24 protein-coding genes are annotated in these 26769 nt (G+C 61.0%); 16 read left to right on the forward strand and 8 right to left on the reverse strand.

What is annotated here, in order from left to right:
- Window positions 1-88: 88 nt before the first annotated feature.
- The 3 genes from tesB to KY379_RS19695 all read left to right on the forward strand — a co-directional run bounded on the left by tesB (window position 89) and on the right by KY379_RS19695 (window position 2658).
- Entirely contained in the window at window positions 89-958 is an 870-nt protein-coding gene (gene tesB, locus KY379_RS19685; RefSeq protein WP_133330308.1) for an acyl-CoA thioesterase II, read from the forward strand.
- Complete coding sequence (locus tag KY379_RS19690) at window positions 955-1545, forward strand: HAD family hydrolase (RefSeq protein WP_133330310.1); 591 nt, start codon at window positions 955-957, stop codon at window positions 1543-1545. The genes tesB and KY379_RS19690 overlap by 4 nt, the downstream gene beginning before the upstream one ends.
- 102 nt (window positions 1546-1647) lie before the next feature.
- Window positions 1648-2658: a zinc-dependent alcohol dehydrogenase family protein gene (locus KY379_RS19695; protein ID WP_133330312.1), complete on the forward strand. Its 1011-nt coding sequence runs from the start codon at window positions 1648-1650 to the stop codon at window positions 2656-2658.
- 25 nt (window positions 2659-2683) lie between these two features.
- Here the strand turns inward: KY379_RS19695 and KY379_RS19700 are convergent, their stop codons facing one another.
- Window positions 2684-3382 carry a FadR/GntR family transcriptional regulator gene (locus tag KY379_RS19700; protein ID WP_261241178.1) on the reverse strand — a complete coding sequence of 233 codons (699 nt, stop codon included), beginning with the start codon at window positions 3380-3382 and terminating at the stop codon, window positions 2684-2686.
- A 261-nt stretch (window positions 3383-3643) separates the two neighbouring features.
- Here KY379_RS19700 and KY379_RS19705 point away from each other — a divergent pair, with 261 nt between their 5' ends.
- Window positions 3644-4996 carry an MFS transporter gene (locus tag KY379_RS19705; protein WP_133330316.1) on the forward strand — a complete coding sequence of 451 codons (1353 nt, stop codon included), beginning with the start codon at window positions 3644-3646 and terminating at the stop codon, window positions 4994-4996.
- 19 nt (window positions 4997-5015) lie between these two features.
- Complete coding sequence (gene gudD / locus KY379_RS19710; protein WP_261241177.1) at window positions 5016-6371, forward strand: glucarate dehydratase; 1356 nt, start codon at window positions 5016-5018, stop codon at window positions 6369-6371.
- Between the two features lie 94 nt (window positions 6372-6465).
- On the opposite strand, the gene KY379_RS19715 is transcribed toward gudD, so the two are convergent.
- Entirely contained in the window at window positions 6466-7353 is an 888-nt protein-coding gene (locus KY379_RS19715) for a LysR substrate-binding domain-containing protein (RefSeq protein ID WP_261241176.1), read from the reverse strand.
- Between the two features lie 99 nt (window positions 7354-7452).
- Here KY379_RS19715 and KY379_RS19720 point away from each other — a divergent pair, with 99 nt between their 5' ends.
- From KY379_RS19720 to KY379_RS19760, 9 genes are all read left to right on the forward strand, one after another.
- Window positions 7453-8394 (forward strand): 2-hydroxyacid dehydrogenase, encoded by a 942-nt coding sequence (locus KY379_RS19720; RefSeq protein ID WP_261241175.1) that lies wholly within the window; start codon window positions 7453-7455, stop codon window positions 8392-8394.
- A 105-nt stretch (window positions 8395-8499) separates the two neighbouring features.
- Window positions 8500-9843, forward strand: a complete 1344-nt coding sequence (locus KY379_RS19725; protein ID WP_261241174.1) for an MFS transporter — start codon at window positions 8500-8502, stop codon at window positions 9841-9843.
- Window positions 9844-10245: 402 nt separating this feature from the next.
- Window positions 10246-11637 (forward strand): GABA permease, encoded by a 1392-nt coding sequence (gene gabP, locus KY379_RS19730; protein WP_133330326.1) that lies wholly within the window; start codon window positions 10246-10248, stop codon window positions 11635-11637.
- Between the two features lie 232 nt (window positions 11638-11869).
- Entirely contained in the window at window positions 11870-12721 is an 852-nt protein-coding gene (locus KY379_RS19735) for an STAS domain-containing protein (RefSeq protein ID WP_261241173.1), read from the forward strand.
- A 4-nt stretch (window positions 12722-12725) separates the two neighbouring features.
- Entirely contained in the window at window positions 12726-13088 is a 363-nt protein-coding gene (locus KY379_RS19740; protein WP_133330330.1) for an STAS domain-containing protein, read from the forward strand.
- On the forward strand, window positions 13085-13489 hold the full coding sequence (locus tag KY379_RS19745; RefSeq protein WP_196171931.1) for an ATP-binding protein: 405 nt from the start codon (window positions 13085-13087) through the stop codon (window positions 13487-13489). Before KY379_RS19740 ends, KY379_RS19745 begins: the two co-directional genes overlap by 4 nt.
- Window positions 13486-14496 carry an ATP-binding protein gene (locus KY379_RS19750; RefSeq protein WP_196171930.1) on the forward strand — a complete coding sequence of 337 codons (1011 nt, stop codon included), beginning with the start codon at window positions 13486-13488 and terminating at the stop codon, window positions 14494-14496. Before KY379_RS19745 ends, KY379_RS19750 begins: the two co-directional genes overlap by 4 nt.
- Window positions 14489-15355, forward strand: a complete 867-nt coding sequence (locus tag KY379_RS19755; RefSeq protein WP_133330336.1) for a sensor histidine kinase — start codon at window positions 14489-14491, stop codon at window positions 15353-15355. Before KY379_RS19750 ends, KY379_RS19755 begins: the two co-directional genes overlap by 8 nt.
- On the forward strand, window positions 15345-17291 hold the full coding sequence (locus tag KY379_RS19760; protein WP_261241172.1) for a response regulator: 1947 nt from the start codon (window positions 15345-15347) through the stop codon (window positions 17289-17291). The genes KY379_RS19755 and KY379_RS19760 overlap by 11 nt, the downstream gene beginning before the upstream one ends.
- A gap of 49 nt (window positions 17292-17340) precedes the next feature.
- On the opposite strand, the gene KY379_RS19765 is transcribed toward KY379_RS19760, so the two are convergent.
- From KY379_RS19765 to KY379_RS19780, 4 genes are all read right to left on the reverse strand, one after another.
- Window positions 17341-19515 carry a methyl-accepting chemotaxis protein gene (locus KY379_RS19765; RefSeq protein ID WP_409977287.1) on the reverse strand — a complete coding sequence of 725 codons (2175 nt, stop codon included), beginning with the start codon at window positions 19513-19515 and terminating at the stop codon, window positions 17341-17343.
- 316 nt (window positions 19516-19831) lie between these two features.
- Window positions 19832-20821, reverse strand: a complete 990-nt coding sequence (locus KY379_RS19770) for a hypothetical protein (protein ID WP_031285043.1) — start codon at window positions 20819-20821, stop codon at window positions 19832-19834.
- 469 nt (window positions 20822-21290) lie between these two features.
- The gene (locus KY379_RS19775) at window positions 21291-22481 is read right to left on the reverse strand and encodes a site-specific integrase (RefSeq protein WP_261241170.1); all 1191 of its coding nucleotides are present in this window, start codon (window positions 22479-22481) and stop codon (window positions 21291-21293) included.
- A 441-nt stretch (window positions 22482-22922) separates the two neighbouring features.
- Complete coding sequence (locus KY379_RS19780) at window positions 22923-23288, reverse strand: hypothetical protein (protein WP_261241169.1); 366 nt, start codon at window positions 23286-23288, stop codon at window positions 22923-22925.
- Window positions 23289-23429: 141 nt separating this feature from the next.
- On the opposite strand from KY379_RS19780, the gene KY379_RS19785 reads away from it, so the two are divergent.
- Window positions 23430-24266, forward strand: a complete 837-nt coding sequence (locus KY379_RS19785; RefSeq protein WP_261241168.1) for a hypothetical protein — start codon at window positions 23430-23432, stop codon at window positions 24264-24266.
- A gap of 172 nt (window positions 24267-24438) precedes the next feature.
- Complete coding sequence (locus KY379_RS19790; RefSeq protein WP_196171924.1) at window positions 24439-25068, forward strand: recombinase family protein; 630 nt, start codon at window positions 24439-24441, stop codon at window positions 25066-25068.
- Between the two features lie 21 nt (window positions 25069-25089).
- Here the strand turns inward: KY379_RS19790 and KY379_RS19795 are convergent, their stop codons facing one another.
- Together KY379_RS19795 and KY379_RS19800 are read right to left on the reverse strand one after the other, a co-directional pair.
- Window positions 25090-25434, reverse strand: coding sequence for a hypothetical protein (locus KY379_RS19795; protein WP_028700102.1), 345 nt, complete (start codon window positions 25432-25434; stop codon window positions 25090-25092).
- Between the two features lie 335 nt (window positions 25435-25769).
- Entirely contained in the window at window positions 25770-26198 is a 429-nt protein-coding gene (locus tag KY379_RS19800; RefSeq protein WP_028700101.1) for a hypothetical protein, read from the reverse strand.
- Window positions 26199-26769 lie beyond the last annotated feature (571 nt).

A 26769-nucleotide genomic window follows, 5' to 3' on the forward strand; every position in this document is an offset into this window, starting at 1 on the left:
CCACCATGCGTGGCGCCAATGACAAATTCTGTATCATTCGTTTCTGTGAGCGCAGTAGAGCTGTGATGCCTAGCGAGGAGAATTTCCAATGAGTCATGTGCTGGACGACCTGGTCGACCTGTTGAGCCTGGAGTCGATCGAGGAAAACCTGTTCCGTGGGCGCAGCCAGGACTTGGGCTTCCGCCAACTGTACGGTGGTCAGGTACTGGGCCAGTCGCTGTCGGCGGCCAGTCAGACAGTCGAGGATGCGCGCCATGTGCATTCGCTGCACGGCTATTTCCTGCGCCCTGGCGATGCCACCTTGCCGGTGGTGTACTCGGTCGACCGCGTGCGTGATGGCGGCAGCTTCAGCACCCGCCGGGTGACCGCGATCCAGAAGGGCCAGACCATTTTCACCCTCAGCGCGTCGTTCCAGTACGACGAAGAGGGCTTCGAGCACCAGGCGCAAATGCCCGACGTGGTCGGCCCGGAAAATTTACCGACCGAGGTTGAGCTGGCCCAACCCATGGCCCACCTGCTGCCCGAGCGGATCCGCGACAAAGTGCTGTGCGCCAAGCCGATCGAGATCCGCCCGGTGACCGAGCGCGACCCTTACAACCCCAAGCCTGGCGACCCGGTGAAGTACGCCTGGTTCCGCGCCGACGGCGTGCTTCCGGATGTACCGGCGCTGCACAAGTACCTGCTGGCCTACGCATCCGACTTCGGCTTGCTGACCACTTCGCTGCAACCCCATGGCAAGTCGGTTTGGCACCGCGACATGCAGATCGCCAGCCTCGACCATGCCCTGTGGTTCCACGGCGACCTGCGTGCCGACGACTGGCTGCTGTATGCCACCGACAGCCCTTGGGCCGGCAATGCCCGCGGTTTCTGCCGTGGCAGCATCTTCAACCGCGCCGGCAAACTGGTGGCCTCGTCGACCCAGGAAGGCCTGATCCGTCATCGCAAGGACTGGGCATGAGCCTCGGCCAGATCCGCAACTGGGTGTTCGACATGGACGGCACCCTGACCGTGGCGGTGCATGACTTCGCCGCCATTCGCGTGGCGTTGGGCATTCCGCCCGAAGACGACATCCTTACCCATCTGGCCGCCTTGCCTGCCGAGCAGGCGGCGGCCAAGCATGCCTGGCTGCTGGAACACGAGCGCGACCTGGCCGTGGCGTCCACCGCTGCCGAAGGTGCCGTGGCGCTGGTGCGTGAGTTGGCCGGGCGCGGTTGCCGGCTGGGCATCCTCACCCGTAATGCCCGGGAGCTGGCGCATGTCACCCTGGAGGCCATCGGTCTGGCGGATTGTTTTCCGGTCGAGCACATTCTCGGCCGTGACGAAGCCGCACCCAAGCCGAGCCCGGATGGTTTGCTGAAGATCGCCGATGCCTGGGGTGTGCCGCCCGGCGAGATGGTGATGGTGGGCGACTACCGCTTCGACCTCGATTGCGGGCGTGCGGCAGGGGCGCGCACGGTACTGGTCAACCTGCCGGACAATCCCTGGCCGCAGTTGGCGGATTGGCATGCGGCGGACTGTCGGGCGTTGCAGGGGATGCTGGGCTGACTTCACCGTGTCAGTGCTGGACCTTTCGCGCCGAACCGCCGCGAAAGGTCCGCCACTGACTATGCTGAACCCTTGTCTTCCCCGTGAATGGAACCCCCTGCCATGACCCACAAGGCCATCTACCTGCAACCCGGTGGCGGTTACGACAAGGTCGAAGTCGGCACCTGCGAGGCCCCCGCGCCGCAGGCCGGCGAGATCACCGTGCGCCTGCATGCCAGCTCCCTCAACTACCACGACTTCGCCGTGGTCAGCGGCATGTGGGGCCCGAGCGAGCGGCGCATTCCCATGGCCGATGGGGCCGGCGAGGTCGTTGCGGTCGGTGCCGGCGTGACCGAATTCAAGGTCGGCGACCACGTCGTCAGTACCTTCTTCCCCGACTGGCTCGACGGCCAGACTCAGCTCGAAGGCTTCGCCAGCGTGCCCGGTGACGGCATCGATGGCTATGCCCGCGAACAGGTCACTGCCCGCGCTACCTCCTTCACCCTGGCGCCCGAGGGCTTCAGCCATGCCGAGGCTGCCACTCTGACCACCGCCGGCCTCACTGCTTGGCGCGCGCTGATGAGCGACGATCACCTGAAACCGGGCGATACCGTGCTGGTGCAGGGCACCGGCGGGGTGTCGATCTTCGCCTTGCAGTTCGCCAAGCTGGCTGGCGCCACGGTGATCGCCACCTCGTCCAGCGATGCCAAGCTCGAGCGCCTCAAGGCCCTGGGCGCCGACCATCTGATCAACTACCGCAGCATCCCGACCTGGGGCGAGAAGGTGCGCGAGCTCACCGGCAATCGCGGCGTCGATCATGTGATCGAGGTCGGTGGGCCGGCAACCCTGGAGCAATCGATGATCGCTGCCCGGATCGGCGGGCATGTGTCGCTGATCGGCATCCTCACCGGCGTGGCCGGGGAGTTTCCGCTGGTGCAGGCGTTGGTCCGGCAGATCCGCCTGCAAGGGGTGTTGGTCGGCAGTCGCGCTCAGCAGCAGGCAATGGTGCGGGCCATCGATGCCAATGGCCTGCGACCTGTGGTGGACAAACACTTCGAGCTGGAACAGATCGTCGATGCGTTCCGCTACCAGGAGAGCAACCGGCATTTCGGCAAGATCTGCCTGACCTGGTAAGGCCGCCAGCGGTGTAATGGCGCCGCTAGTCGGGCAACAACCGATCGCGGCTGTTGGACAGGTGCAGACAAATAGCCGCCCGCGCCGCATCGGGGTCCTGGCGGCGAATGGCGTTGAGGATCGCCTCGTGCTCCAGGTTGGCCAGGTAGGCGTGCCGCGCCAGGTTGGCCCCGGCGCGCTCGGCCAGGGCCATGCGGTTGCGCGGGATCAGGCCATTGCCCAGTTGCGCCATCATTTCGCTGAAGTACAGGTTGCCGGTGGCTTCGGCGATCAATAGGTGAAAGCGCCGGTCCGCTTCGATGCAGCTGTCTCCGGCGGCTGCCAGATCCTGGTAGTCGTCCAGCGCCTGGCGCATGCGTGCCAGGTGCTGATCATCCCGGCGTACTGCGGCCAAAGCGGCGGCCTGGCCCTCCAGGCCAATGCGCATTTCCAGCAGATCACGCACGCTCGCGGCATTCTCCGCACCCACCCGCAAAGTGCCCTGGCCCAGGCGCTCGATCACGAACGTGCCGATGCCGTGGCGCGGCTCGACCAGCCCTGATGCCTGCAACTTGGACAAGGCTTCGCGCACCACAGTGCGGCTGACGCCATGCTCGCGCACCAAGGTGTTTTCCGAGGGCAGTTTGTCGCCTGGCTTGAAGGTGCCGAGCAGAATCTGCTGGGTCAGGCTCGACACCAGATCATGAGCACGGCTGTGGCTACGTTTGACGTTCGAAGAGGACATGGAAGGATTCCGGGGATGTACATGCTTGTATGACAAGTTAAACGATAAAAATAGTTTCTGCTCGATTTTCCCCGCACGGCTCATGCGCATGTTGACACGTTAGCTACTAGATGACCGCAAGTTTGCTAGTTATATGCTTGTATTTTGCCATTTGAGTTGTATTTCCCATCTTGTCGTACAACCTTGCGGGGCATATGCTCCGTCCCACTGTCCTGCCCGACAAGCCAACCCGCACAAAAACAATTAGTGGGAGATTCACAAGTGAACGACACCCTCGCTGCGCCTGCGCGCAATGACGGCAATGCCCTGGCCAGCGCCGTGGCCAAGGTCAAGCGCCATGTCCTGCCGCTGTTCGTCATCATGTTCATCGTCAACTATCTCGACCGCGTCAACATCGGCTTCGTCCGCCCTCACCTGGAAAGCGACCTGGGCATCAGCGCTGCAGCCTACGGCTTTGGCGCAGGCCTGTTCTTCATTGGCTATGCACTGTTCGAGGTGCCGTCGAACATGCTCCTGCAACGCGTGGGCGCGCGCCTGTGGTTGACCCGCATCATGTTCACCTGGGGCCTGGTGGCCACGGCCATGGCCTTCGTCCAGAACGAAACTCAGTTCTATGTGCTGCGCTTTCTGCTGGGCGTGGCCGAGGCGGGCTTCTTCCCTGGCGTGATCTACTACTTCACCCGCTGGCTGCCAGCGGCCGAGCGCGGTAAGGCGATCGCCATCTTCCTCAGCGGATCGGCATTGGCGTCGCTGATCTCCGGTCCCTTGGCCGGTGCCCTGATGCAGATCCAGGGCCTGGGCCTTCACGGCTGGCAATGGATGTTGTTCATCGAAGGCATGGCTTCGGTGACGCTGTGCTTCTTCGTGTTCTTCTGGCTCGACTCCAAACCCCAGGATGCCAAGTGGCTGAGCCAGGCCGAGCAGGCTGCGCTGGTCGAGACCATCGACCGCGAGCAGCGTGAGCGCGAAGCGTCCGGCGTAGTCAGGCCTTCGGCCTGGAGCCTGCTCAAGGACCGCCAGATCGTGCTGTTCTGCCTGATCTACTTCTGCATTCAGCTGACCATTTATGCAGCGACCTTCTGGCTGCCGAGCATCATCAAGCGCATGGGCGAGCTGAGCGACCTGCAGGTCGGTTTCTTCAACTCCATTCCCTGGCTGATCTCGATCCTGGCCATGTACGCCTTCGCCGCCGGTTCCGCCCGCTGGAGGTTCCAGCAGGCATGGGTGGCAAGCGCCCTGGTGATCGCCGCGATCGGTATGTTCATGTCCACCACCGGCGGACCGGTGTTCGCCTTCATCGCCATCTGCTTTGCCGCCATCGGCTTCAAGTCGGCGTCCTCACTGTTCTGGCCGATTCCCCAGGGCTACCTGGATGCACGCATCGCCGCGGCGGTGATCGCGCTGATCAACTCGGTCGGCAACCTCGGCGGCTTCGTCGCCCCCACCACGTTCGGCCTGCTCGAACAACAGACCGGCTCGATCCAGGGTGGGCTCTATGGCCTGGCCGTGACCTCGGTACTGGCGGCCATCGCCGTGTTCTTCGTCCGTATCCGCCCCAAGGGCGCTCCCTCCCATGACCTCAAGGCTCCGTCGGCCTTGGGCCAGACCCACTGATGACTGCGAGACAACAACCATGAACATGCACACGACACCCGCGCTCCATACCCAAACGCCCGTGGTCACCGACTTGCGCGTGATCCCGGTGGCTGGCCACGACAGCATGCTGCTCAACCTCAGTGGCGCCCATGGCCCGTTCTTTACCCGTAACGTCGTAGTGCTGCGCGACAGCGCTGGCAACACCGGCCTGGGCGAAGTGCCGGGTGGCGAGAAGATCCGCCAGACCCTTGAAGACGCTCGCAGCCTGGTGGTCGGCCAGCCCATCGGCCATTACCAGCGCGTGCTCAACGCCATGCGCCAGACCTTTGCCAATCGCGATGCCGCAGGCCGTGGTCTGCAGACCTTCGACCTGCGTATCACCGTGCATGCGGTGACCGCCATCGAGTCGGCCTTGCTCGACTTGCTCGGCCAGCACCTGAATGTGCCCATGGCGGCGTTGCTCGGCGAAGGCCAGCAACGCGATGCGGTGAAGATGCTGGGCTACCTGTTCTACATCGGTGACCGCCAGCAGACCGACCTGGCCTACCGCAATGAAGCCGATGCCGACGACGACTGGTTCCGCCTGCGTCACGAAAAGGCGCTGACCCCCGAGGCGGTAGTGCGCCTGGCCGAAGCCGCCAAGCAGCGTTATGGCTTCAGCGACTTCAAGCTCAAGGGCGGTGTACTGCGCGGCGAAGAAGAGATGGAAGCGGTGACCGCGCTGGCCGAACGCTTCCCCGAAGCGCGCATCACCCTCGACCCCAACGGTGCCTGGTCGCTCAAGGAGGCTATCGCCCTGTGCCGCGACAAGCACGATGTGCTGGCCTATGCCGAGGACCCGTGCGGCGCCGAGAACGGTTACTCGGGCCGTGAGGTGATGGCCGAGTTCCGCCGCGCCACCGGCCTGCCGACGGCCACCAACATGATCGCCACCGACTGGCGGCAGATGGGCCACGCGATCCAGTTGCAGTCGGTGGACATTCCACTGGCCGATCCGCACTTCTGGACCTTGCAAGGTTCGGTACGGGTGGCGCAGATGTGCAACGACTGGGGCCTGACCTGGGGTTCGCATTCGAACAACCATTTCGACATCTCCCTGGCCATGTTCACTCAGGTGGCAGCGGCTGCGCCGGGTGAGATCACGGCGATCGACACGCACTGGATCTGGCAGGACGGCCAGCGCCTGACCCGCGAACCACTGCGAATCGTCGATGGCCATGTGCGCGTACCGGAGCGCCCGGGATTGGGTGTGGAGATCGATGAAGACCAGTTGACCAAGGCCCATGAGTGCTACCGCAACATGGGGCTGGGGGCACGGGATGACAGCGTGGCGATGCAGTTCCTGATTCCGGGGTGGCAGTTCGATAACAAGCGGCCTTGCCTGGTGCGGTGAGCCATAGGGCCTCTTCGCGGGTAAGCCGGGGCGCCGAACCGCCGCTCCCACAGCCTGTGGGAGCGGGCTTGTCCCGCGAAGGGGCCAGCGCCATTTATCCGGCTTCGAAAAACCCCCGCGCCATCGCCACGAACGCGCCCAACACCGGGTTCGGGTTATCCCGGCAATACGCCAGAAAGATCTCCGCCTGCTGCTCCATTCCCAGCAACGGCCTGAACACCACCTGCTCCAGGCGCAACGCCTGCGCCGAGGCCGGCACCACCGCGCAACCCAAGCCGACATTGACCAACCCCAGCACCGAGTGAGTCTGCCCCAACCGATGCAGGTATCGCGGCTGCACCTCGTGCCGGGCGAACAGATTGGTGATGCGGTCATGCAGGTAGCGCCCTTCGCCGGCGCTGTACATGATGAACGGCTGCCCATGGAAGTCCTCCGGCCTGAGCCGCTCGCGGCTGCTCAATGGATGTCCTGCCGGCAGCGCCGCGACGAAAGGCTCGCGGTGGATCGGCACGTACTCGACCCGCGCGCTGGGCAGTACCTGGCGTACCAGACCGATGTCGATCAGGCTGGCTTCGAGGTCATGCACCTGGGTGCTGGACACGCTTTCGCTGAGCATCAGCTCGATATCCGGCAGAGCCTTGCCGGCATGGACCAGCAAACGCGGAATCATGCTGTAGGCGCCCACCGCAGTGAAACCCAGGGTCAATCGACCGGCCTCGCCGTGGGCGATACGCCGGGCCGAGTGGCTGGCGGTCTCGGCGATGTGCAGGATGCGTCGGGCATCTTCCAAGAAGCTCTGGCCGGCGAGGGTCAGCCGCGCCTGGCGGTTGTTGCGCTCGAGCAGCAGCACTCCGAGCGAATGTTCCAGCAGTTGGATCTGCCGGCTCAGCGGCGGTTGCGTCATGTGCAGGCGAGTGGCCGCACGGCCGAAATGCAGTTCTTCGGCAACGGCGACGAAACAGCGCAGCTGGTGCAATTCCATGATTCAATTCCTGAATTATTCGATCCAGCATCTATATTAGACCTGTATCAAATGCCGGCCTAGCATCGACCTATGTCTTCGAACTGCCGGATACCCACGATGAACCACAACACCATCGACGTGCTGCTGACCCAGCCCGTGCCAGAGGCCATCGACGCCCAGCTGGTCGCTGCCTATCAGGTGCACAGGCTGTATCAGCAGGCCAACCCGCAACAGCTGCTCGACCAAGTCGGTCCGCGCATTCGCGGTGTGGTTACCGGTGGCGCCAAGGGGCTTTCCAACGCCTTGATGGACCAGCTGCCTGCCCTGGAAATCATCGCCATCAGCGGCATCGGTACCGACGCCGTGGACCTGCGCCATGCGGCCAGCCGCAACATTCATGTCACCACCACGCCGGGTGTGCTCACCGCCGACGTTGCCGACCTGGCCCTGGGCCTGATCATCAGCACCCTGCGCCGCCTGGGCGAAGGTGAGCGGTTGGTGCGCGATGGCTTGTGGGGCACGGTCAACCTGCCGTTGGCGCGTAAGGTCAGCGGCATCGACCTGGGCATCGTCGGCCTTGGCCAGGTGGGCAAGGCCATCGCCCGCCGCGCCGCCGCCTTCGACATGCGCATCGCCTATCACGGACGTCGCGAGCAGGCGGATTGCGGTTACCGCTACGCCGCCGACCTGGTCGAACTGGCGCGCTCGGTCGACGTGCTGGTGGTCGCCGCTTCCGCTGATGGTGGTCAGGTTCTGGTGACGGCCGATGTGCTCGAAGCGCTCGGGCCGCAGGGATACCTGATCAACGTCGCACGGGGCAAGCTGGTGGATGAACCGGCGCTGGTCGAGGCGCTGCGGGAAGGTCGTATCGCCGGTGCCGGGCTGGACGTGTTCGTCGACGAGCCCCATGTGCCTGCGGCATTGCTCGACCTCAACCAAGCCAGCCTGCAACCGCACCGGGGCAGCGCTACGCTGCAGACCCGGCTGGAGATGGGGCAGATGGTGCTCGACAACCTGGCTGCCTGTTTCCGGGGCGAAATACCGCCCAATTGCGCCTAGCTGCCAACACCGGCTTCTACAGGCCCGTACACACACCACACAGCCCAAAAGCCACACCTTCTCTTCACAAGAACAATCGCTTCCATCGAGAAGCAAGAGGGTCACATGAACAGCAAATCCGCCGTCGCCGCACCACAGGCACTGGCTGGGGTCGGTCGCCATCGCTTCCTGATCCTGGCGCTGATCTTCGTCATCACTGTCATCAACTACGCCGACCGGGCCACCCTGTCGATCACCGGAACCGAAGTGCTCAAGGATCTGGGCATGGACCCGGTCATGCTCGGCATGGTGTTTTCCGCGTTCGCCTGGGCCTATGCCCTCGGTCAAGTGCCGGGCGGCTGGCTGCTCGATCGCTTCGGTGCCCGTCGGGTCTACGGCGTCAGCCTGATCCTCTGGTCGCTGTTCACCCTGCTGCAGGGCACCGTGGGCTGGATGGGCCTGGCCGGCGCATCGGCGGCGGTGGCGTTGTTCTCCATGCGCTTCATGCTCGGCCTGGTGGAGTCGCCGGCATTTCCGGCCAACTCGCGGGTGGTCAGTTGCTGGTTCCCCACCCGCGAACGCGGCACGGCATCGGCCTTGTTCAACTCGGCGCAGTACATGGCGGTGGTGGTGTTCGCCCCGTTGATGGCGTGGATGACCCACACCCTGAGTTGGGAGCAGGTATTCATCTGGATGGGTGTGCTGGGGTTGCTGCTGAGCCTGGTGTGGTTCCGCCTCTACCATGAACCCCACAGCGCACCGCGACTCAGCCGCGAAGAGCTCGATTACATGCGTGAGGGTGGCGCACTGGTCGATCTGGAAAAAGAACGCAAGGCAGCCAAGAGCAAGCCGACCCGCGCCGAAGTGATGCAACTGTTCACCAGTCGCAACCTGTGGGCGGTGTACCTGGGCCAGTACTGCATCACCGCGCTGACCTATTTCTTCATCACCTGGTTCCCGATCTACCTGATCAAAGGCCGTGGCATGACTATCATGGAGGCCGGCTGGGTCGCTGCGCTGCCGGCGATCTGCGGCTTCACCGGCGGCATTCTCGGTGGGTTGCTGTCCGACTGGTTGATCAGTCGTGGCGTGCATCCTTCGAAAGCGCGCAAGACCCCGTTCGTGATCGGCATGGCACTGTCGACCAGCCTGGTGCTGGCCAACTATGTCGACGGCAACGCTGCAGTGATCGGCTTGATGACTTTGGCGTTCTTCGGCAAGGGCCTGGCGGCGGTAGGCTGGGCGGTGCTGTCGGACGTGGCGCCGAAGAAGATGGTCGGCCTGTGTGGTGGCGTGTTCAACGGCATCGGCAACATCGCCGGCATCGTCACCCCGCTGGTGATCGGTTACGTGGTGGCCTCCACCGGCTCATTCCACAACGCACTCTGGTTCGTGGCCGCCCATGGCGTGCTGGGAATCCTCGCTTACCTGTTGCTGGCCCGACGCTTCGAGCGTACCGGACAGGCGTAGGCAGACGCCTGAGCAACAGGGCCCCGGGAGACCGGGGCTTTTTTTTAATGCCTGCCGTACGTTGTTTGGCGCCTGTGAGATCGAGCGCCGCCCGCGCGGCGCTCGATTTACGCACCACCTCCAGACGCCCCGATGACGCATCCAGACATGCCATTGGCGACATCTGGCGCGATTGGAAATGCGTTGTCGTGATCGCGCACCTGTGGGACGTTCTCGTGTAAATTCCCGGCGCCGTGCGGGGCTTAAATGGTCCCCGCATTTGCCGGTGCGTTGCTCTGTAAAGCGTGCAGAAGGTCAACAACAGAGCGTGAGCGACGTGTCATTTTTCCCTCATCTTCCAGGAGCAATTTTCGCCTACGCCTGCCCGTCTTTCCTTGTGTCAGCAAAAAGAGAACAAGATCAATGAACACCGTGGGATCTGATGGCAACCTTGCACAAGGTTTCAAGCCGCGTCATGTAACGATGCTGTCCATCGCGGGCATCATCGGAGCAGGACTTTTCGTGGGTTCCGGGCACGCCATCGCGGCAGCCGGGCCTGCAACCATAGTTTCTTATTTCGTGGCCGGAACCCTGGTGGTGCTGGTCATGCGCATGCTCGGCGAAATGGCCGTGGCGCACCCCGACACCGGTTCGTTCTCCACCTATGCCGACCAGGCCATCGGCCGTTGGGCCGGTTACACCATCGGCTGGTTGTACTGGTGGTTCTGGGTGTTGGTCATCCCGATCGAAGCACTGGCCGCCGGACACGTGCTCAACGCCTGGTTCCCTGACATCCCAAGCTGGATCTTCGCTCTGGCTTCGGTGGTGCTGCTGGCCGGTACCAACCTGTTCAGCGTGGCCAAGTACGGCGAGTTCGAGTTCTGGTTCGCCATTCTGAAGGTCACGGCCATTCTGGGCTTCATCGGCCTGGGCTTCGCCGCGCTGATGGGCTGGTTGCCCAATCGGGAGGTCAGCGGCCTCAGCAGCCTGATGGCCGAGCACGGCGGCTTCGCGCCCAAGGGCTGGTCGGCGGTGATCGGCGCCTTCATTACCGTGATGTTCAGCTTCATCGGTACCGAGGCGGTGACCATCGCGGCATCCGAGTCCAGCGACCCGTCGCGCAACATCGCCAAGGCCACGCGCTCGGTGATCTGGCGGATCAGCACCTTTTACATCCTGTCGATCTTCGTGATCATCTCGGTGGTGCCGTGGAACGATCCGCAACTGGCGGTGGTGGGCTCTTACCAGCGAGCGCTGGAGATCATGAACATCCCCAATGCCGCCTTCATGGTCGATCTGGTGGTGCTGGTGGCGGTGACCAGTTGCATGAACTCGTCGATCTACATCGCTTCGCGGATGATGTACTCGCTGGCCAAGCGTGGCGACGCGCCGGCCATGCTCAACAAGACCTCCAAGGTTGGCGTGCCGCGTGCGGCCGTCTTCGGCAGTACCTTGATCGGTGCCGCCATCGCCGTGCTGAACTACTTCGCGCCGAAGGGGGTGTTCGAGTTCCTCCTGGCCAGCTCAGGCGCCATCGCGCTGCTGGTGTACCTGGTCATCGCCATCTCCCAGCTGCGCATGCGCCGCCGCCTGGAGCGCGAGAACACCGAACTGAAGTTCCGCATGTGGCTGTTCCCGTACCTGACCTGGGCGGTGATCCTGTTCATCGGTGGGGCGCTGGCGGTGATGATGTACACGCCCGAGCACCGCGCGGAAGTGAGCTCTACCCTGGGCCTGGCGATCGTGATCTCCTTCCTCGGCATCGTCACCTCACGGGGCCATGCGCAGGTGGTGGGTGCGCGTTCGATGGGGTGAACCCGTTCACCTTGCGATAGAGCGAAGGGCACCTGTGGATGGGTGCCCTTTGCTTTTTGAAATACTTGTTCAAGACTGCCGGCGGGGGCCATCCCAAGCCCTTGCGCTGCAGCTTGGATGGCCCATTGCAATTATCTTTTTGACGTCACAACTATTTTTACCGCCAAATGTCATTCTTTGAGGGTCGGCCGTTTATGGAGCTGCCGGCACACCTGCATAGGAGCGAAGACAAATGGCAGCACTGCAAGACCGTACCGTTGACAGCATCAAGCACAATCAGTCGCAATTGCTGGCGCAATGGACGGCGGCCCTGGAGGCCAACGGCGCCACTCGCAATATCAAGGAACAAACCGTATTGCAGGAAACCCGCGATTTCCTGCAACTGTTCGTCGATGCCCTGCAAGTGGGCGGCGAAAGCGATATTGGCTCCGCTGGTTGGGAAGATGTCCGCCGCTTCCTGGAAAAGCTTTCTGCCAGCCGCGCCCAGTTGGGCCATGACTCGCACCAGACGGCGTATTTCATCTTCGCCCTGAAAGGCCCGCTGTTCAGCTTGCTGCAGACGCAACTGAGCGATGAGCCAGCCCGTCTTGCCGAGCAACTGTGGGAGATCTCCGGGCTGCTCGACAACTTGGGCATGCACACCATCCGCACCTACCAGAGGACCCGCGAAGCGGTGATCAAGCGTCAGCAGGAAGAGCTGCTGGAGCTGTCCACGCCGGTGGTCAAGCTGTGGGATGGCGTGCTCGCGCTGCCGCTGATCGGTACCCTCGACTCGCAGCGTAGCCAGACCGTGATGGAGTCTTTGCTGCAGCGCATCGTCGATACTGGTTCGGAAATTGCCATCATCGACATCACCGGCGTTCCGACCGTGGATACCCTGGTCGCTCAGCACCTGCTCAAGACCGTTACCGCGATCCGCTTGATGGGCGCCGACTGCATCATCAGCGGGGTACGTCCGCAGATCGCGCAGACCATCGTGCACCTTGGCCTGGACCTGGGCAACCTGACCACCAAGGCCAACCTCGCCGATGCCTTGAAGCTGGCGCTGAGCCGCCTGGGTGTCAGCATGAGCGAACGGGATTGAGCCGATGGAACGCATACCGATTCTTCGCATGGGCGAATTTCTGTTGGTGACCATTCAGGTGGACATGCATGACAAGCTCGCCATGCGTCTGCAGGACGACCTCACCGACCGCATCAGCGCGACATCCGCCCGGGGTGTATTGCTCGATATCTCGGCACTGGACATGGTCGACTCGTTCATCGGCCGGATGATCGCCGATATCGCCAGCCTGTCCCGACTGATGGACGCCCAGGTGATGGTGGTGGGCATGCAGCCGGCCGTGGCCATCACCTTGGTGGAACTGGGCCTGACCCTGCCTGGGGTGAGCACCGCCCTCGATGTGGAGCGCGGCATGCAGCGGCTCAGCCAGCATGTGAGGCCCCTATGAGTGGCGAACACAGCGGCAGCCTGCCGGTGCGTATCGAACAGGACGTGGTGCTGGCACGGCAGTTGGCGCGCAAGCTGGCCAGCGACTGCGGCATGCGCCTGGTGGACTTGACCAAGCTGGTGACCGCGGTCAGCGAGCTGGCGCGCAACACCGTGGTTTATGGTGGCGGCGGCGACATGGACTGGGAGGTGCTCGATCGAGCCGGACGCACTGGACTGCGCCTGGTGTTTCGCGACGAAGGCCCCGGCATCGCCGATACCAAGCTGGCCCTCACCGATGGCTGGACCTCCGGCAACGGCCTGGGGCTTGGCCTGACCGGCGCCCGGCGCCTGGTGGACGAGTTCGAGCTCGACACCGCCCCAGGCGAGGGCACCCGCGTGACGATCACGCGATGGGCATGAATATCCCCGCCAGCAGAACGCTGGTACTTCCCCTGGAAGACGCAAGTCAGGTCGGACATGCCCGGCGCACAGCGCAACAACTGGCCGAGCGCCAAGGCTTCGACAGCGAGGACGCCGGCCGCGTGGCGCTGCTCGCCACCGAGTTGGCCAGCAACGTGCTCAAGCATGCAGGTCATGGTGCTTTGCACTTGCGCAGCGTGCCAGGTGCCGATGGGCCGGGTATCGAGATGCTGGCCGTCGATCGCGCCGAGGGCTTCGATGCCGATGTCTGCCTGACCGATGGTTATTCGACGCTAGGTACCCAGGGCATTGGCCTGGGGGCGGTGACCCGTCTGGCCCAGGTGTTCGACATGTACACCGACGCTCGTGGCTCGGTGATCCTGGCGCGGCTGTATCGGCGCGATATCCCGTGTGCCGACCTGCGTATCGGCGTCAGTCACCATGCCTTGCACGATGACCCGGCCTGTGGCGACACTTGGCACGTGACGCTCGCCGACGGCCGTCTCAGCGCCTTGCTGGTCGATGGCCTGGGTCATGGCCCCGAGGCTGAGCAAGCGGCCCTGGCCGCTGCCAACGCCTTCGCCCAGCACCCTATGCGCGACCCGTTGTTGCTGATCGAGCACCTGCACCAGGCCATGGGCGGAACCCGTGGCGGTGCCGTGGCCATCGCCCAGCACGACGCCCACAATGACCGGTTGGCCTACACCGGCATCGGCAACATCGGCGCGACCCTGGTCTCCGGCAACTGCTACCGTGGCCTGGCCTCACTGCCGGGTATCGTTGGCGGTCAGTACCGCAAGGTGCAGGTGTTCGATTATGCCGACGTCACCGGCAACTTGCTGATCCTCTACAGCGATGGCCTGCAGTCGCGCTGGAACCTACAAGACTATCCAGGCCTGGTGCACCGCCACCCGGCCGTGATCGCCACCGTACTGCACCGCGATTTCTGCCGAGGGCGGGACGACGTGACAGTGCTGGTCATCGACCTGGAGCCTAGCCATGGCTGAACCCACCTCCAACGATCAGGCCGCCCTGATCGCCCGCCTGCAGGCCGACAACGAGGCCCTGCGTGCCGAGCTCGATGAAACCAACCAGGGCGTGCTGGCCCTGTACGCGGAGCTGGACATCCAGGCCGAGCAACTGCGCCAGGCGTCCGATCTGAAAAGCCGCTTCCTGTCGTACATGAGCCACGAGTTTCGCACGCCGCTCGGTTCGATCCTGAGCATCACCAGTTTGCTGGCCGACGAACTGGACGGGCCGTTGTCCGAAGAACAGCATCGCCAGGTGGCATTCGTCAGCACCGCTACCCGCGAGCTGTCCGACATGGTCGACGATCTGCTCGACCTGGCCAAGATCGAAGCCGGACGCATCACCATCTCGCCGGCCTGGTTCGATATGTTCGACCTGTTCGCCGCGCTGCGTGGCATGTTCCGGCCGATTGTCGACGCTTCGGCGGTCGATCTGATCTTCGAAGAGCCGGTGGGGCTGCCACGGCTGTATACCGACGACAAGAAGCTCGCGCAGATCCTGCGCAACTTCATCTCCAATGCCCTCAAGTTCACCACCCGGGGCGAGGTGCGAGTCTCCGCGCGGCTGTTTGGCACCGACCAGGTCCGCTTCGCTGTCAGCGATACCGGCATCGGCATCGCCGAAGAGCTGCTGGGGACGCTGTTCGAAGATTTCGCCCAGGTCGATTCGCCGCTGCAGAAGCGTCTGCGCGGTACCGGGCTGGGCCTGTCACTGTGCAAGCGTTTCGCCATGCTGCTCGGTGGCGAGGTTGGGGTGGACAGTACGCCTGGAGTAGGCTCTTCTTTCTTCGTGATCATTCCGCTGGCCCTGGCCCAGGAGAGCGCTGATGAAAGCTGACGTGCGCCTGCTCATCGTCGATGACAACGCCGCCACCCGCTATGCACTGCGCCGCCGTCTGGACGCCCATGGCTATGAGGTGCTGGAGGCCGGTACCGGCGGCGAAGGGCTGGCGTTGATTCGCGATGAACAGGTGGATGCGTTGATCCTCGACGTCAATCTGCCGGACATGAGCGGCTTCGACATCGTCCGGTTGTTACGCCAGGACAGTCGCACCGCTTTGCTACCGGTGATCCACGTATCGGCGGCGTCGATCCAGAGCGGCGATATCATCACCGGACTCAACGCCGGGGCCGATGCCTACCTGATTCACCCGGTCGACCCGGACGTGCTGCTCGCCACCTTGCGCACCTTGTTGCGGGTGCGTGACACCGAGCGCGCGCTACGCCAGAGCGAAGCGCGCTTTCAGGAGATCTTTCGTGGCGTTTCGGCGCCGATTGCCGTGCTCGACGGCGAACTCAAGGTACACGAGTGCAACCATGCCTTCGCTCACCTGGTGCAGGATAACCGCGACCCGCAGCGGCTGAGTGAATGCTTCGCCGATGGCCAGGAGGCGGCGCTCGAAGAACTGCGCCAGCATCTGGTAGCTGGCCAACGCTGGAAGGGCACCTTGGGCATGCGTCTGCACGGCCAGCCACGCGACACCGAGTGGCAGCTGTCGCCCTACCAGGCGCCCGGCTTGTGCCTGGTCTTCGTCGAGGACATCACCGAGCACCGCCACCGTGAGCGCTCGCACCTGGCCCGCCTGGACGACGCCAACAGCCAGTTGGCCAAGGAAGTGGCCGAGCGCGTACGCACCGAGGCGCAACTGTTGCAGTTGCAGAAGATGGATGCGCTGGGCAGCCTCACTGGCGGTATCGCCCATGACTTCAACAATCTGCTCACCGGCATCATCACCAGCCTTGAGCTGATCCGTAAGCGGGTGGCGGAAAACCGCGTCGAAAACGTGCCCCGCTATGCCGAGGCTGCACTGAGCTCGGCCAACAGCGCCGCGGTGCTCACCCACCGTCTGTTGGCCTTCGCCCGCCAGCAGCCGCTCGACACACGCCCGGTGGACGTCAATCAGCACGTGCGTTCGCTGGAGGAGCTGGTCACCCGCACCATCGGCGAAAGGATCACGCTGACCCTCGAATTGTCCAGTCTTCCCGTCATCGCCCTGGTCGACGCGGTGCAACTGGAAAGCGCGGTACTCAACTTGGTCATCAACGCCCGTGATGCCCTGCCCAAGGGCGGGCAGATCTGGGTGAACACGTCGGCGGCCTGGTGCCACGGCGACCCCAACCTGGCCGATGGGCCCTATGTGGTCGTGACCGTGCGCGACAATGGCAGCGGCATCCAGGCCGAGCTGCTGGACAAGGTCTTCGATCCGTTCTTCACCACCAAGCCACTGGGGCAGGGTACAGGCCTGGGGTTATCCACCATCTACGGCTTCGCCCGCCAGTCGGGCGGCCATGTAGAGTTGCGCAGCGTGGTCGGCAAGGGCACCGAGGTAACGTTGCTGCTGCCGGCGAGCGACCAGGTGGCGGTAGCCGTGGAGCGCGAGGTGGGGGATGATCAGCAGGGCCAGGGCGAGCGTGTACTGATCGTCGAGGACATGGCTTCGGTGCGCCTGTCAGTGGCTGAAGCGCTGACCGAGGGTGGCTACCGCTGCACTTTGGCTTCGACCATCGAAGAAGCGCTGGAGCATCTGCGCAGCGAGCAGACCATCGACCTGCTGCTGACAGATGTCGGCTTGCCGACGTTGAGTGGACGCGAACTGGCCGACATCGCCCGGACCCACCGGCCGGGGTTGCCGGTATTGTTCATGACCGGCTATGCCGATGCCGCGCTGGACCGTCAGGCGTTTCTGGGTACGGGCATGGACATGTTGATCAAGCCGTTCAAGCTGTCCGAGCTGCTCGACCGGGTGCGGCAAGCGGTCGTGCGGGTGGGGTGAGGGTGGTTGCGCCCTCCGGTCGGCTGGCGCTCCCAGACCATCGCCAGTCTCAGGCCGCTGCCCGATTCGTGCCGCCGCTGACTTCGAACTGACCCACCAGTTTTTCCAGCTTGTTGGCGTTGACCTTCACCGTCTCTGCGCTGCTCTGCAGTACCACCACTGTCTGGCGCATCTCGGCCGAGGACTGGTCGACCTTCTCGATGGTCTTGCCGCAGGCCAGACTGTGCGCGTTGAGCTGCTGGATGATCGCGAACATGCTCTCCACCGCCTGATGCAACTGGACGTTCTCCGATGAGGCATCCTCGGCCAGGCGCAGGCTTTCATCGACGTTCTTGACGCCCTCCTGCATGAAGCCCACAGCCTTTTGAGTCTCGTTCTGCAGGCCTTCGACCATGCTGCGGATGTCGTCGGCCGCACGCGAAGTGCGCGCCGCCAGGCTGCGCACTTCCTCCGCGACGACGGCGAAGCCGCGCCCGTGCTCGCCGGCGCGTGCGGCTTCGATCGCCGCGTTCAGGGCCAATAGGTTGGTCTGGCTGGTGATATCGCTGATCAACCCGGTGATGTTGCCGATCTGCGTCATACGGCTGTCGAGCAATTGCACGCTCGAAGACGAGCGCTGCACGACATCGCGTATCGATTGCGTACCTGCCTGTACCGCCGCGAACTCTTCGCGAGCGCGGCTGACGACTTCGTCCATGGCCTGTTTCATCTGCTCGGCGCTGGCCGAGGCCTGCTGGATCTCGCCCAACTGGTCTTCGACGATGATCATCATCTGGTGCACCGCGTCGGCCACCTCGGTGGAGGTCAGGCTGGCCTGTTGGCTGCGTCCGAGCATCATCTGGTTGGTGACGCCGACGTTGCGGCTGGCCTTGACCACTTGGCCCACCACCGAGTCGAGACGGTCGATGAAGCTGTTGATCCAACGCCCCATGTCGCCCGTTTCATCATTGGCCATGGCGGTGACGTCCAGCCGCTGACGCAGGTTGCCTTCACCTTCGGCGATGGTACGCAGCACATTGGTCATGCCATTCAAGCGCGCGGCCAGGCGCTTTGGGCCCAGGCGGCTGAACAGCACAGCCGCACAGAGCATGCTCAGCAGCATGACCACGTCGTTCATGCCCTGCGACAGACCGGCATAGTGCTGCACGGCCACGTTGCAGCCGAGCAATGCAGCCATGGTGGCCACGTAGGGTTTCATCAGCCCATGGGTGAGCGAGCGGCGGCGATAGACTTCCTCCAGGTCCGCCTCGCACATCATGCCCCAAAGGTCAGGCGAGCCCGGTAGCTGGAAGGTGATGCCCTTGCCGATTACCGGGATGTGGCGGTAGTCGGAATAGCCAGGGTAGGTCACGAACAGGTTCGAGCCGTGGCGAATGGTCTCGCGGACACCGGGGTGAAGTTGCTGCGTCGCCGGGTCGGTGAAGCGTAATTCCAGTTCGGTGTGCTGCTGCACCTTTACCGTGGACCAGGGCGTGTGCACGCCGCTCTTGAGGTTCTCGCCGTGGGTGAAGGTGCCATCCTCGAAGCGCGAACGTGACAGCGCGGTGCCGGGCTCCAGGGTCGGGTCGAAATGCGATCTGGCCATGAACAGGTAGTTGTCGCCCGACTCGGCGAAGATGTGCCCGGCCTCGCGCTGAATGAGGTCGCCCAGGACATCGTTGGGCACTCGACCGCAGAGGCAGCCGAGGGTTTTTCCGGCGAGGTTCAGTGGCAGGTAGAACATCAAAGTTACGGCATCGTGGAAGCGCGACGATGAAGGACCGACCGTCACGGTCAGGGGGTCGCTGTAGGGGCCGTGGAGGAAACGCGCTTTCAGGCCTTGGGCCAGGGCCTTGGTTGGCGCTTGGGCCTGATCGGGGCGATGCTCCCAGGTCGAGGTGATGACGCTGCCGGTGCTGTCGACGACGAACAGTTCGGAAAAGTCTTCAGCTTGATTGAGCTTGTCCATCAGCAGTGCACGGTCGAGCTGGGTCAGATCGTCGCTGAAATGCTCGGCCACTTCGGCCAGGTGTTCCCACTGTTCCCGGGCCCAGCTCTGCAGAAGGCGCACGCGGGTTTGAGCGATCGCTTCGAAGGTTTGTTCGATGACGGGGTAGGTGGTCTGGTTAAGACGGCAGGCCCAGCCCATGGCGACTTTTCCGGTCTTGCCGAACCAGGGTAACCAGCGCTTTTCGCTTGAGGATAACTGCATGGAGGTACTGGCGAGGGTCATTGTCATCTCCATCCTCTAGTTAGATGGCAAATTGACAGCAATTTGTGCGCCAGGTCGTAAGCGTGCTAACGATTGTGCGGGGTGTAGCAGGGGCAGAGCGTTAGAAGGTCGGCGGTTGGCGCTTTTGTTGAGCCAAATTGGTGCGGCTGATGCACTGGTGGGGGGCAGGCATGGATTGGGGTGTGGGTAAGGAGCGAATTTCAGGCGCAAAAAAAGACGTCCGAGGACGTCTTTAGATGATTATTTGGTGGGCCGGGGGGATTTGAACCCGCGTCTGACCCCTGATTTTGCTTGCCTACAGCCTGGAAGCTGGCATTAAGCTGTCATTTTATGCATCGTGGAAAATGTCTTGGGCCTTTCCTGTCGCCACGTAGTCCGCTAAACCTTGAAGTCGTCTGTAGTATGCCAGAACAATTTTTATGGCTGACAGTGGGTCCATACTCGCCAGCTCCAGAATATGCGCAGCGCAGTCGTCTAATCCGAACGCCTCACACGTATCGTCCAGTAATTCAACAAGATCAATGATATCTTGGTCCGATAGCTTGATATCTGTATCTGACTTGCTAAGCCAGCCTAGGTTCTGAAGGTGACCATATGCTTTTTTGTAAGCCTCGCGAGCCGGGCTATCTTTGTCATTGATCTCGTTCACTAGTTCGCGGATAGAGTCTGCGACATCTCCGTTCATGTAAAATCTTATTTCCCCTGGTGACGCGTAATCGATTTTACGTATTGCAGCCCTATCTTGGTTTGGGATGTTTCTATACAGTTCTTTGAAGAAGTTTACAGAGCTAAAGCCACCTCTCCACGGATGCTTGTGAAAAAGTGCATTTATTTTTTTTGTGGCCGCTTGGCCAGTTGCACCGAGAAGAGCAAAGCCGAACGAATAGCAATCCTGTACCAAGTCGGAAAAGCGTCTCAGGTCGCTGATTTCCCAGCGACCATCTATATCTACTACTTTGAAATCGCTGTTTAAGCTTTCTTCAGCATGGCCAGGAATAAACATTCCCGGCTCTGGTAGAGCATCGGCTGGTAGCTCTTCTGCGCTTTTCGTTTTGAATTCTTCTCCGACAGTACCCCAAACTTCTCCAAGCTGATACTTTCCTTTATGTAGCTTGGTCACGGCATAGTGAACATCAATTTTTTCAGCATACAGTTGCTTAAGGTGTTCAGTTTTTATCCTGGAGAAATAAAATTTGAATGCGGTTTCGCCGTCGTCGTAGTTAACGCCTAAATATTTATCTCCGTTGTTCGCTCTGGCGAGCGCGATCAAGGGGACATCGTAGCTAAGCAGAATTTTTTCAACTGTTAGCTTAGCCATTGAGAGCCTCGACTTTCCCCACGATCGCTGTCGGGTCAACTGATTTGTATGGCCACCAATTCACATGCGTAGGTTGGTCTTTGTGCCAGACGCCATAGTCCTTACTAAACGGAACCTCCACAGCATGAGTAAACTTCATCTTAACCATTCGAGGGCTTTTCACGGCTGCTCGACATGCGGCCAGCGAGGTCATTAGCGAAACTGATCTGGCTGAACATTCGTCCGGGTACTTATGGGTAGATGAGCGTTTACGCTGTGAGTCGAAATCGCTCGCCGTGTGGTTTGGCGCCCTCAGGAGTCTCCATAGCGTAGGTTCGCTTGGCACCGTCACGTTCGCAGGCGGGCAGCTATCAGGCAGGGGCTCGAGAAAATCAAATCCATTTGTTGGCATAAAGCGGTATCCGATGGTGGCATTGTGACTTGGCGCGCATTTTCTATCGGCCGCATGAGGGCGTCAAAGCATTAGTTTTTATTCTGCGGTATCTATTTGATCAGTAAGCGATTTTTGATTGCCTACTTGCTCGAAGACGGCTTCAGCTCGATTTCCTGCAGTCTCATCCGCAGCGGGCATCCATCTGCCATATACCCTTGCTATCATAGTCCAATCGCTGTGCCCCATTTGCTTAGCCACCCACATTGGGTGCTCGCCCGCCGACAGCATCATGGATGCATAAGTATGCCTGGTCTGGTACGGGCGACGGTACCTTACACCGGCTCTCTTCATTGCCGGGTGCCACATCGTCTTCCTGATCGGCTGATCTCCGGCCCACCGCTCCAGCGTGCGCGGGTTCTGAAAGACCTCCTTATCGGCCAGGAAGGTATGCTTTTTCTGCGCTTTCAATGCTTCAAGGGCAGGGCGTAGCAGCTTCACTGACCGTCTACCGGCCGTCGTCTTGGTCGCCTCCGCCTCACCACCTGCCGCCTGGGTCATTGCCCGGCTGATCATCACTTGTCCCCGCACCCAGTCCACATCTCCCCAATCTAGGGCGACAAGCTCGCTTGTCCGGAGACCTGTCCACAGCGCAAACTGCACCATGTTCTTGGCCTGGCCGCTGAGGGCCGCAAGAATCGCCTGCTGCTCTTCGGGTGTGAATGGGTCAACGTCGTCATCCTTCGGCGGCGCTTCCTTCCGGGCGTATGTCCAGCCGGCCAGTGGGTTGGTGTCGAGCAGCTCCTCGTCGACCGCGTCGTTGAGAGCTGATCGCAGGCAACTCTGAATATTGCTCAGGGTCTTGTTGCCGACCTGTAGCTTGTCCAGCCAGTCTTTGATCGTCTTCCGCTTGAGCGCTGGGACAAGGTGGTGGCCCAGGGCAGGTACAAGCCGCGACTCCACGATTTTTCGATAGCCTTCGAAAGTGCTGCTGGAGATGTGCTTCTTCTTTGCATCCAGCCACCTGGTTAAGTAGCCACCAACCGTTTCCTGGCTGGTTTCCGGGGCGAACTTGGCAGCCCTGGGGGAGCCCGGGAACGTGACGGAATAGTCGAACGTCCCCTGGGCGATGGCATGCTCGATCGCCGCCTTGTGCAGCTGGGCCTTTTTCAGGTTAGTGGCGGTGGGCTTGAGTGAGACGCGCTCGCGGCACCTAACACCCCTGTACATGAACGTGATCTCGATGCTCGAGTCTGAGACTGCCCTGACCCCACTCCCGCCTCTACCCATGTCTCATATCCTTCCATATCGATAAGCGTCCGGCCGTCCGGCGCTTTAAACCAAATCTCACCAAGCCGCCATACGCCATCGCGGATCTTGGAGCGGATCGCGTCCTCGCTGTAGCCAGACTCGGCAGCAAATTTCCTGACGGTTACGTAGCGCATGTGTCGTCAGTCCTGGTTATTCAGGGGTAGCGAGTGAGCAGAGGCCTCGTATCGATTTGTCGTTCTCGGCTTGCTCGCGTAAGCGGCTTGTAACGGTACTGTTGCTCATATCCGACTCCCTTTGACTACTCGGATACAGCCTACGGACGGCTCCCAATCTTGTGTTTCGCTTTCAGGCAACAAAATCGACGGAAATTAGAAGTCTGGAAATCCCCCTACCAGGGGCATACACAAGCCGCATGACGCAATCAGTTTGCTGGCTGCTCTTAAAGCCCAAAGACCATAGTCAGATCGGATGCAGCTTTTTCTGCTCAAATGCGATGCGGTTCATTACACAAACTGGGATTGCGAACCCTTGGATACTGGTTTTGAGAGTTTCGTGGCCGTCTTCGACGAGTCCGCAGGGCACTCCCCGCCGGAAGCGCATTCCCCTGCCGATGTAATTGCGAAGGATGATTTCCCAAGACTCATCGTCGTAGTAGGCGCCCGAGATATCAGCCCAGTTAGCGGTAACACCGCATCCAACAACTCCGTCAGACGTCAGGCAGAAAATTTCTACTTGGTTTTCCTGTGTAATAGGTACGGCGTAAACCCGGCCATTCGGCGCTATGGGTGGGAAAGTCTGCCCGTTACCGAGGTGACGAAATTCCATGGTGGATCTCCGATGCATTGAGTTGCATAGCACCCTATGCCAGGTCATGGAAAACCCAAGCCGGCACAAATCGCGTACAGATGCAGTTGGGTTTCCAGAGGGCCTTCATAAGCTGTGGCAATCAAAACAGGGAGTGGCGCCATGGGTAACAAATCAACAACGATCCGAATCGGCTTGCTGGCCGCGACAGTAGCTCTTCTGGTCGGGTGTTCTGGCACCCGGGGGACTAGCACTGCGCAGCTTCCTGAGCCGAGAGATGTACCGAAGGAAAAATGGTCGGATGCTATGCATGTTCTGACCGCCATGGGGATTTCAGGGCAGCGTGACGTTCCAATCGAGTTGGCAGGGGCAGTTGAAAGGGTGAGCCCAGCCAGCGGCTCTGGAACAGTGCTCGGGGATGCTGGATTAAGCGCGGTTAGCTTCGCTTCGCCCCCTACAAGCTTGAGTGGTGGCGCAGCAGCGGGAATTGGCTTGGGCTTGATGCTGTTGGGTGGGGCGAGCGATCCGGTGCGTGCAACTCAGGTTGTAGCGTGGGTACCTGCTGACCAGGCAAGCTCGCCGGAGGCTGCGTCTGCTCTTGCATTGCGTAAGGTCGAAGATGCTCGCAAGAGAGTTTTTGCCAATGGCCTATCGAAGTTGCGAATGCAGACCGGTAAATATCCTGATGGTCATCACCTCAGCTATGCATCCCTGGCAGATAGCTATGCGGAGCGGTCGATTGCATACAGGGAAGAGATTGCTAAATCGCCGAGCTTTCTGAGATCGCCACTCAGCTACGGGCCGATATTCATACGTGACAACCAGTTCACGCTAGATGCCCACAAGAACGACATTACGACGTCGGAAGCCATGCTGCTAGTATCGCAGCATCTGCCTGAGTGGATCTACATCTACCACCCTGGCCAGCGGCTGAGGAAAAACTCGATCCCTGCGGCAATCTTCAATCAGGGCAGAGTGTTCTACTTCGTAGGGAAATAATTCTACTGGGATGTATCGCTGTGGGTTTTCGCAAATCTGCGGCGATCTTTTTGGGTATGCCTTAGCTGATACGTCCGAGAGCACAGTTTCCCTGGCGCTCGAATTTGTAAGTAACGGTCTAACTGATACGCCTGAAAAACACCACCCAAACTGATACGCGAAAGGAAATCTGATGTTCGTACGCGCTTACCTTCGTGCATCAACTGCCGAGCAAGACGCCAATCGTGCCCGGGAGGCTCTACAGCAGTTCGCTGCCGACCATGGCAGGGCCATTGCTGCGCAATACGTTGAGAACGCCAGTGGTGCCAGAACTGACAGAGCAGAGCTGTTGAGACTGATAGCAGATGCCCATGCGGGAGACGTATTGCTCCTGGAAAGCATCGACCGGCTTTCTCGATTGCCGGTTGCTGATTGGCAGGCACTCAAGGCTGCGATTGATTCCAAAGGGCTGCGTATTGTCGCCCTGGATCTTCCGACCAGCCATCAGAGCATGAGAGATAAGGCTGGTGACGAATTCACTGACCGAATGCAGGCGGCGATCAACGGCATGATGATCGAGATGATGGCAGCTATCGCGCGCAAGGATTACGAGCAGCGTCGTGAGCGTCAGGCCCAGGGAATTCATCGAGCCAAAGCTTCCGGTGCTTACAAGGGGCGGCCGGCTGACAAGAACCTGCATCAGCGCATCGGTGAACTACTGGGCGCTGGCCTGGGTATTCGCGCGACTGCTCGCCATGCAGGTTGCAGTACCACGACGGTGCTTAAAGTTCGCGATCAGATGACCAGCAGCAATGTAGTTTGAAGGGAGGCGAGACGAGCCGGTTTAGCGGCTCAAGCGCTGCTTTAGCGCGCTGATAATTCTGCTGCGTAGGAAGAAAGCTGCGACCGATACAGCAAGCACTATCCCGCCCCCCAACTCTCCGAGGCGTACGAAGGCAACGATGTTTACTAGGGCAAGAACCATAATGCCGTAGAACTCTGCATTGGCCTTGCCAGCGGCCAGAGCCTGGTGCTCGGTGAGCATCCATTTCGGCGACAGACAGAAGGGGCATACAGATGACTCGGGATCACCACGGCCTAGGGGAACTCCGCTCACATAGAACGGCGCGCTGGTGATCACCTTCGGAACTATCATCTTTCTACAGCACTGGCATTCAACTTTGCTCACGATGCCATCCTCCCTGACTGGGCACGTGCTTTAACGTGACCTGATCGCTCACTTCATCCAATTACTCGGCAGTCGAGTTTGGGTGTGTTCCGTTGTGTCTGCTGTTGTCGTGTTGCTTGTCCAGGTAAGCGGCAATCTTGTAACCAATCGCAGCGGTAATCCCCAGGGCGCAGAGCACGCCGAACACTGAGTAGATCAGTAGCTCAAACCGGTCCATGTTCTTCTCCCGTGCTGGTGGCCATCAGAGTCTAAACGACTAGTTCACTGTACAGAAACTCACAGCAAATTCGCATGCTGGTTCAGCGTTCTAGCGCCGACAACTGGCGGGCACTGATTCAGTCTGCGAACGTGCCGCCGTGATCGAACCACAGACCGTCGCTCATCGAGTCGATGCCGTACGCATTTCCCACGACATCGACGCAGCCATCCATCATCGGCAGCCCGTTGGCCGGGTTGACCCAAGTGTTGTCCATCTGATCCATGAAGCTGCTCAGCAGGCTGTAATTGTCAGCCTGAGTCTGCATGACGGGCTCGATCCAGACGGCGTTATCTTCGATATGAAGATTGAGCGGATCGGTTGACCTCTCTTCTTCGCCAGTCAGCGAATCGGGATGCTGGTACCACGTGCGCTCACTGCAGATGTTGAGACCGTCATGCAACACGACTGCTTTCCCTTGGCTGGGATAGATTACTGTGGTGTACAGCGGTTTTTTGGGTTGGGCGATTGAGGCCATCAGATTGGAAATGGTGGCGAGCAAATTCATGTTGGTGCTCCTCGGTGTAGGTGAGTCCAGTCTCCCCTCGATCTCGGAAAACCCAAGTGGCTGATCTGATGCTTTGGATGGCCCTGACATCCGCTTCGCGACACATCGTAAAAACAGGGCTCACCTCCCATCACTTGCTTATGGGAGTCTGACGGTTCACCTCACATAGAAAGAATCTGCCGATTATGACCGAAGGGGTGTCGTGAAGAGGTGTTGCGGCTGCAAGCCGCATGAATACTGGGTTTCAGCATATTCACTGGCTTTAGCTGGGCGATTGGCGTTGTGAAGGGGTGTCGTCAAGAGGTGTTGTGAAGGGGTGTTGCCGCTGTAAGCCTCATGAATACTGGGCTTCAGCGTGTTCACTGGTTCTAGCTGGGTAATTGGCGTTGTGAAGGGGTGTCGTTAAGAGGTGTCGTGAAGGGGGGGGGGGCCGCAAGCCGCATGAATACCAGGCTTCAGCGTTTTCACGGGCTTTTTCCAGGCAATTAGCGTTGTGAGCGGGTGATGTCAGTATGATGCCGCTCCTGAGGGAGTAATCTGTTCGCAAGGGAGCCTCAGTGGTAGCAACAAA

The organism is Pseudomonas sp. HD6422 (assembly GCF_025377065.1).
GTDB lineage: Bacteria > Pseudomonadota > Gammaproteobacteria > Pseudomonadales > Pseudomonadaceae > Aquipseudomonas > Aquipseudomonas putida_U.

Excerpts from the sequence above, each read along its gene's own strand:
- tesB (WP_133330308.1), top strand. The coding sequence starts at position 89 with ATGAGTCATGTGCTGGACGACCTGGTCGACCTGTTGAGCCTGGAGTCG.
- KY379_RS19690 (WP_133330310.1), top strand. The coding sequence starts at position 955 with ATGAGCCTCGGCCAGATCCGCAACTGGGTGTTCGACATGGACGGCACC.
- KY379_RS19695 (WP_133330312.1), top strand. The coding sequence starts at position 1,648 with ATGACCCACAAGGCCATCTACCTGCAACCCGGTGGCGGTTACGACAAG.
- KY379_RS19700 (WP_261241178.1), bottom strand. The coding sequence starts at position 3,382 with ATGTCCTCTTCGAACGTCAAACGTAGCCACAGCCGTGCTCATGATCTG.
- gudD (WP_261241177.1), top strand. The coding sequence starts at position 5,016 with ATGAACATGCACACGACACCCGCGCTCCATACCCAAACGCCCGTGGTC.
- KY379_RS19715 (WP_261241176.1), bottom strand. The coding sequence starts at position 7,353 with ATGGAATTGCACCAGCTGCGCTGTTTCGTCGCCGTTGCCGAAGAACTG.
- KY379_RS19720 (WP_261241175.1), top strand. The coding sequence starts at position 7,453 with ATGAACCACAACACCATCGACGTGCTGCTGACCCAGCCCGTGCCAGAG.
- KY379_RS19725 (WP_261241174.1), top strand. The coding sequence starts at position 8,500 with ATGAACAGCAAATCCGCCGTCGCCGCACCACAGGCACTGGCTGGGGTC.
- gabP (WP_133330326.1), top strand. The coding sequence starts at position 10,246 with ATGAACACCGTGGGATCTGATGGCAACCTTGCACAAGGTTTCAAGCCG.
- KY379_RS19735 (WP_261241173.1), top strand. The coding sequence starts at position 11,870 with ATGGCAGCACTGCAAGACCGTACCGTTGACAGCATCAAGCACAATCAG.
- KY379_RS19740 (WP_133330330.1), top strand. The coding sequence starts at position 12,726 with ATGGAACGCATACCGATTCTTCGCATGGGCGAATTTCTGTTGGTGACC.
- KY379_RS19745 (WP_196171931.1), top strand. The coding sequence starts at position 13,085 with ATGAGTGGCGAACACAGCGGCAGCCTGCCGGTGCGTATCGAACAGGAC.
- KY379_RS19750 (WP_196171930.1), top strand. The coding sequence starts at position 13,486 with ATGAATATCCCCGCCAGCAGAACGCTGGTACTTCCCCTGGAAGACGCA.
- KY379_RS19755 (WP_133330336.1), top strand. The coding sequence starts at position 14,489 with ATGGCTGAACCCACCTCCAACGATCAGGCCGCCCTGATCGCCCGCCTG.
- KY379_RS19760 (WP_261241172.1), top strand. The coding sequence starts at position 15,345 with ATGAAAGCTGACGTGCGCCTGCTCATCGTCGATGACAACGCCGCCACC.
- KY379_RS19765 (WP_409977287.1), bottom strand. The coding sequence starts at position 19,515 with ATGGAGATGACAATGACCCTCGCCAGTACCTCCATGCAGTTATCCTCA.
- KY379_RS19770 (WP_031285043.1), bottom strand. The coding sequence starts at position 20,821 with ATGGCTAAGCTAACAGTTGAAAAAATTCTGCTTAGCTACGATGTCCCC.
- KY379_RS19775 (WP_261241170.1), bottom strand. The coding sequence starts at position 22,481 with ATGGGTAGAGGCGGGAGTGGGGTCAGGGCAGTCTCAGACTCGAGCATC.
- KY379_RS19780 (WP_261241169.1), bottom strand. The coding sequence starts at position 23,288 with ATGGAATTTCGTCACCTCGGTAACGGGCAGACTTTCCCACCCATAGCG.
- KY379_RS19785 (WP_261241168.1), top strand. The coding sequence starts at position 23,430 with ATGGGTAACAAATCAACAACGATCCGAATCGGCTTGCTGGCCGCGACA.
- KY379_RS19790 (WP_196171924.1), top strand. The coding sequence starts at position 24,439 with ATGTTCGTACGCGCTTACCTTCGTGCATCAACTGCCGAGCAAGACGCC.
- KY379_RS19800 (WP_028700101.1), bottom strand. The coding sequence starts at position 26,198 with ATGAATTTGCTCGCCACCATTTCCAATCTGATGGCCTCAATCGCCCAA.